Source organism: Kitasatospora sp. NRRL B-11411, assembly GCF_000721345.1.
Classification (GTDB): Bacteria; Actinomycetota; Actinomycetes; order Streptomycetales; family Streptomycetaceae; genus Kitasatospora; species Kitasatospora cineracea.
Genome location: NZ_JOGH01000219.1, coordinates 1 through 5512, shown reverse-complemented (window position 1 = coordinate 5512; position 5512 = coordinate 1). Strand labels below are relative to the sequence as shown.

Sequence of the window (5512 nt, the reverse complement as noted above, 5' to 3'; positions counted from 1 at the left end):
GGGTCGGTGGGCTGCGGGCTGGGCGGGGGAGGGGTGGTCACGGGTTCACGCTCCGGTGGTGCGTCCGTCTGGGGCAACACGGGGCATTCCCGGCAAAAACCTTTCCGCACCCTGCTCCGACCGGCGCACAGGGGTGAGGCGGGTCGCCCGGATGCGCCTGTATTATTCGTCAGTATGACGATAACCATGGAGGACCTCCGGGCCGGAGTCGAGCGGATCGCCGCCCGGCTCGACGGAGTGGAGCGGCGCGACCTGGTCGGCTTCGCCGCCTCCTACGAACTGCGCCCCTACCTCGAAGTGCACGACGGGGTGGCGCACTGGATCCTCGGCGAGCGCAGCGACGTCCTCGACCGCCGCACCACCCGCGACCTGGACGAGGCGCTCTACTGGGCCGCCCGCGAGGCCACCCGCCCGCTCTCCTGGCGCCGTCAGGCCGCCCGGCAGCACCTCCGCCCGCCCGGACGCGAGCCCGGACGCGAGCCCGGACGCGAGCCCGGACATCCGGCCCGGATCGTCGCCCTGGCCGAACAGGCCGCGCTGCTCCGCGGCCTCGACCCCGCCTGGGGCCGGCGCTTCCTCGCCGAACTCCCCACCGAGCACCCCGGCGTCCCGGCCACGGAGGTGGCGGCCTGCCTGGCCGACCGCCCGGCCGACTGACCGGCCGCTGTGTGTGGGGGGCGAGGTCAACGGCACCCGGGCCGAGATCCTGGAACGGGCCGAACTCGGCAAGGCCGGGCACGTGCTGATCGCCGCCGAGACCGGGCAGCCCCCCGACCGGGTGCGCGGACCCCTGCCGGCGGTGGCGGGTCAGGCCGGGCGGGTGGCTGACGGTGGGTCAGGTCGGGCGGGTGGACCGTTCCAGGGCGATCAGGACGGAGTGGTAGGTGCGGCCGGTGACGTGGTCCATGCCGATCTCGCACGTCCGGTTGGCGCTCAGGTGGGCGTCGAAGTCCCGGGTGAGCACCTCGGCGGCCTCGTGCCGGGTCGCCGAGGCGGTCAGCTCCTCGTGCAGCAGGCCGCGGTCGCCCGCGAAGCCGCAGCACTCGGCGTACACCGGGGTCACCACCTCGTCGCTGACCGCCCCGGCAACGGCGGCCAGGTCGCCGACCACGTCCAGGTGGCGCATCGAGCAGGTGGGGTGCAGGACGGCGCTGGCCAGCGGGGTGGTGACGGTCAGGTGCGGGAGCAGGCCGGCCGCCCAGGTGGTGGAGTCGACGACGGTCAGCTTCGCGTGCAGTTCCCGGTTGCGCGCGGTCAGGTACGGCAGGACCTCCTCGGCGATGCCGAGCGTGCACGAGGAGGCGTCGACCACCAGCGGCAGTTCGCCGTGGCCGGTCCACTCCCAGGCCCGTTCGACGATCCGGTTCGCCATCAGTGCGTTGCCCTCCAGGTAGCCCTTGGAGTGCCAGATGGTCGCGCAGCACGTCCCCGGCAGGTCGGCGGGGATCCACACCGGTTTGCCGGCCCGCCGGGACACCTCCACGACGGCCTGCGGCAGTGAGGTGTGCTCCCCGCCGCCGGTGGAGTCGAAGATCCGGTTCACGCAGGCCACGTAGTAGACGGCTGTCGCTTCGGCGCGCGGCCCGGTCGGCGGCAGCGCCTTCGCCGCGCCGGACGGGATCTCCGGCAGCCAGGCCGGGACGAGGTCGGGCCGGACGGCGGCCCGGGCCGCGCCGGTGGCGGCCGACAGCAGCCGGTCGGGCAGGTGGGCGGCGGCGTCCAGGCCGGTGCGGGCGGCGGCCTCCAGCAGGGCGAAGCGGTCGGCGGCCGTCCGCGCGTTCCGCTCCTCGAAGGCGGAGTGCCGCCGGTGCCGGAAGTCCTTCATCAGCGCACCGGTGTCGATCCCGACCGGGCAGGCCAGCTTGCAGGTGGAGTCGCCCGCGCAGGTGTCGACGGCGTCGTAGCCGTACGAGTCGAGCAGCTCGTCCAGGACCTTCGAGCCCTCGTCCTGGCGGGTCATCTCGCGGCGCAGCACGATCCGTTGGCGCGGCGAGGTGGTCAGGTCGTGGCTGGGGCAGACCGCCTCGCAGAAGCCGCACTCGATGCACGGGTCGGCGACCGCCTCGACCGGCGGGATGGTCTTGAGGCCCTTGAGGTGGATCTCCGGGTCGCGGCTGAGCACCACTCCCGGGGCGAGGACGCCGTGCGGGTCGAACAGCTCCTTGATCCGCCACATCAGGGCGGTGGCCCGCTCGCCCCATTCGAGCGCCAGGTACGGCGCGAGGTTGCGCCCGGTGGCGTGCTCGGCCTTCAGCGCGCCGTCGAAGCGCTCGACGGTCATCGTGCAGAACGCGTCCATGAACGCGGCGTAGCGGCGGACGTCCTCGGGGCGGGAGGCGTCGAAGGTCAGCAGGAAGTGCAGGTTGCCGTGCGCGGCGTGCCCGGAGACGGCCGCGTCGAAGCCGTGCGCGGCCTGCAGTTCGAGCAGCGCCGTGCACGCCTCGGCCAGCCGGGCGGGCGGGACGGCGAAGTCCTCGGTGATCAGGGTGGTGCCGGACGGGCGGGTCTTGCCGACGGCCGTCACGAACGCTTCCCGGGCGTGCCAGTACACGGCGGCGACGGCCCGGTCGCGGGTGAAGGTGTTGGTGGCGGAGGCCACCGGGCGGACCAGTCGCAGCTCCTGCACGGCGCGGTGGGCAGCCTGTTCGTGTGCGTCCAGTGTTTTGTCATCCGGGCTGCGGAACTCCACCAGCAGGGCCGTCACCTCGCGCGGGATCTGCGCCCAGTCGTCCGGGACGCCCTGCACCGAGGCCAGCGCGCGCAGCGTGTTGCCGTCCATCAGCTCGACCGCGCGGGCGCCCAGGCCGTTGAAGCCCGGCACGGCGGCCGCCGCGTCCGCCAGGGTCGGGAAGAACAGCAGCGCGGTGGAGGTGCGGCGCTCCAGCGGCACCGTCTCGAACACCGTGTCGGCGACGAAGCCCAGGGTGCCCTCCGAGCCGACCACCAGGCCGCGCAGGATCTCGACGGGGGTGGCGCCGTCCAGCAGCGCGTCCAGCCGGTAGCCGTTGGTGTTCTTCAACTCGTACTTCGCCCGGATCCGGGCCACCAGCCCGTGGTCCGCCTCGACCTCCCGCTTCAGCGCCAACAGGCCGTCGCAGAGCGCCGGTTCGGCCTCCCGCAGCCGCTCGTCGGCGTCCGGCGCGCCGGTGTCCACCACGGTGCCGGACGGCAGCACGAACGTCACCTCGGACAACAGCCGGTAGGAGTTGCGGGTGGTGCCCGCCGTCATCCCGCACGCGTTGTTCGCCACCACCCCGCCCACCGTCGCCACCCGCCCGCTCGCCGGGTCCGGCCCCAGCAGCCGGCCGTGCCGGGCCAGCGCCGCGTTCGCCCGCAACACCGTGGTGCCCGGCGCGATCCGGGCGTGCACCCCGTCCGGCAGCAGCACGGCCCCCGCCCGGGCGCCCGTCCCCGCCCAGGCCCGGCGGACGTCCACCAGGATGTCCTCGCCCTGCGCCTGCCCGTTCAGCGACGTCCCCGCGGCCCGGAACACCAGCGTGCGGCCGTTGCGGTGCGCGTAGCCGAACACGGCCGCCACGTCCTGGACCGTCTCGGGAACCACCACCACCTGCGGCACGAAACGGTACGGGCTCGCGTCGGACGCGTACTTCACCAGGTCCGACACCTTGCTCAGCACCTTCGCCTCGCCCAGCAGGTCCACCAGGCCCGCGCGCAGCGGCTCCGGGGTGCCGGCCGCCCGCGAGTCCGGGACCCGGTCGGGCGAGTCCAGCAGGTTCGCGGGGCGCAGCAACTGCGGGGACGGGACGAAGAACGGCACGGCGCAGGTCCTTCTCGCGGAGGTCCGGGGGAGGGGCGGGGACGGTCCGTCGACCCGCCGTGCCCAGGGTGGCACCCCGACCGGCCGGAACGGCCGCGCGACGCGCGGGGCCGGGGCGTGCGGCGTGCGGGGCTGGTGTTGGGGCGTGCGACGTGCGGGGCTGGAGCGTGCGACGTGCGGGGCTAGACTGGGCCGCGGTCGTGACGCCGCTCCCGCCGGGCGTCCGGGGCGTACAGGAGGTGAGAGCAGTGGAGTGCAGTAGTCCGGGCCGAAGTCGGCCCCGCTCCGGGAAGTTCTCACCCGTTCCTGGCCCCCGGCACCGCCGCCCGCGCCGCGCCGCCCGCTGAACCCCGCGTTCACACCGGCATCGCCCCGCCGCGCCCGCCACCGGGGACCGCCGCCCGCCCCTCCCGTCCCCGGGCCCGGCCGGCACCAGACCCGTGGAGGTACCCGCCGTGTCCGACTGGCGTGTGCGCGCCGTGCGCGCGAGCAAGCGACCTTTCAGCCGCACCACCGCCCGGCGGCCCGCCGACCGCACCGCGGCCCCCGAGCACTCCATGGACCCGCGCTCCGAACAGCACTCCGACGTCCACGAGCCCGTCTCGCTGGAACGCTCCGTGGTCGATGCCGCCGTCTACCACGACGGCCACCGGATAGAGACCCCCGCCAGCCTCGCCGAGATCTACCGCGAACTCCCCGGCAAGCCCGGCACCATGGCCTGGATCGGCCTCTACCGCCCCGCCGAGGCCCAACTCGTCGAAGCCGCCGAGAAGTTCGACCTCCACGAACTCGCCCTCGAGGACGCCATCGTCGCCCACCAGCGCCCCAAGCTGGAACGCTACGGCGACACCCTGTTCGTCGTGCTGCGCGCCGCCCGCTACCTCGACGACGTCGAGGAGGTCGACTTCGGCGAGATCCACCTCTTCGTCGGCCCCGACTTCGTCCTCACCGTCCGGCACTCCCAGTCGCCCGACATCTCCATGGTCCGCAGCCGCCTCGAAACCGACCCCGACCTGCTCGCCCTCGGCCCCGAAGCCGTCCTCTACGCCGTCCTGGACGCCGTCGTCGACGGCTACGCCCCCGTCATCGCCGGACTCCAGCACGACATCGACGAGATCGAGACCGAGGTCTTCGGCGGCGACCCCGAAGTCTCCCGCCGCATCTACGAACTCTCCCGCGAAGTCATCGAGTTCCAGCGCGCCACCGGCCCCCTGCTGGAGATCCTCCGCGCCCTCGAAGGCGGCTTCCAGAAGTACGGCACCGACGAGGAACTCCAGCGCTACCTGCGCGACGTCGCCGACCACGCCACCTACGCCGCCGAACGCGTCGACGGCTTCCGCCAGATGCTCCAGAACATCCTCACCGTCAACGCCACCCTCGTCTCCCAGCGCCAGAACGAGGAGATGAAGCAACTCGCCGAAGCCGGCCACGCCCAGAACGACGAGATCAAGAAGATCTCCTCCTGGGCCGCCATCCTCTTCGCCCCCACCCTCATCGGCACCGTCTACGGCATGAACTTCGACGAGATGCCGGAACTCCACTGGATGTTCGGCTACCCCTTCGCCATCGGCCTGATGGGCGTGGTCTGCGTCAGCCTCTACCTGATCTTCAAGCGCCGCAACTGGCTGTGACGCCCGACCCTCTGACTGTTGGTCAGGCGTACGTCCAGTCCGGGCAGTACTGGACGTGGAGGAGGGACGGGACGGCGGCGGTGGGCGGCGGGCACGGCCGGGG

The 5512-nt window shown here is 73.4% G+C and carries 3 protein-coding genes; 2 read left to right on the top strand and 1 reads right to left on the bottom strand.

The genetic code is table 11. The annotated features are described in order from the left end of the window. The first annotated feature begins 174 nt into the window (after nucleotides 1-174). Nucleotides 175-657 carry a hypothetical protein gene (locus IH44_RS0138900; protein WP_157852624.1) on the top strand — a complete coding sequence of 161 codons (483 nt, stop codon included), beginning with the start codon at nucleotides 175-177 and terminating at the stop codon, nucleotides 655-657. 178 nt (nucleotides 658-835) lie between these two features. Here the strand turns inward: IH44_RS0138900 and IH44_RS0138895 are convergent, their stop codons facing one another. Next, nucleotides 836-3778 (bottom strand): FAD-binding and (Fe-S)-binding domain-containing protein, encoded by a 2943-nt coding sequence (locus tag IH44_RS0138895; protein ID WP_030464582.1) that lies wholly within the window; start codon nucleotides 3776-3778, stop codon nucleotides 836-838. Between the two features lie 455 nt (nucleotides 3779-4233). On the opposite strand from IH44_RS0138895, the gene IH44_RS0138890 reads away from it, so the two are divergent. Then, a complete protein-coding gene (locus IH44_RS0138890; protein ID WP_030464581.1) occupies nucleotides 4234-5409 on the top strand; it encodes a magnesium and cobalt transport protein CorA in 1176 nt (391 codons plus the stop codon). The last annotated feature ends 103 nt before the right edge of the window (nucleotides 5410-5512 follow it).

Excerpts from the sequence above, each read along its gene's own strand:
- IH44_RS0138900 (WP_157852624.1), top strand. The coding sequence starts at position 175 with ATGACGATAACCATGGAGGACCTCCGGGCCGGAGTCGAGCGGATCGCC.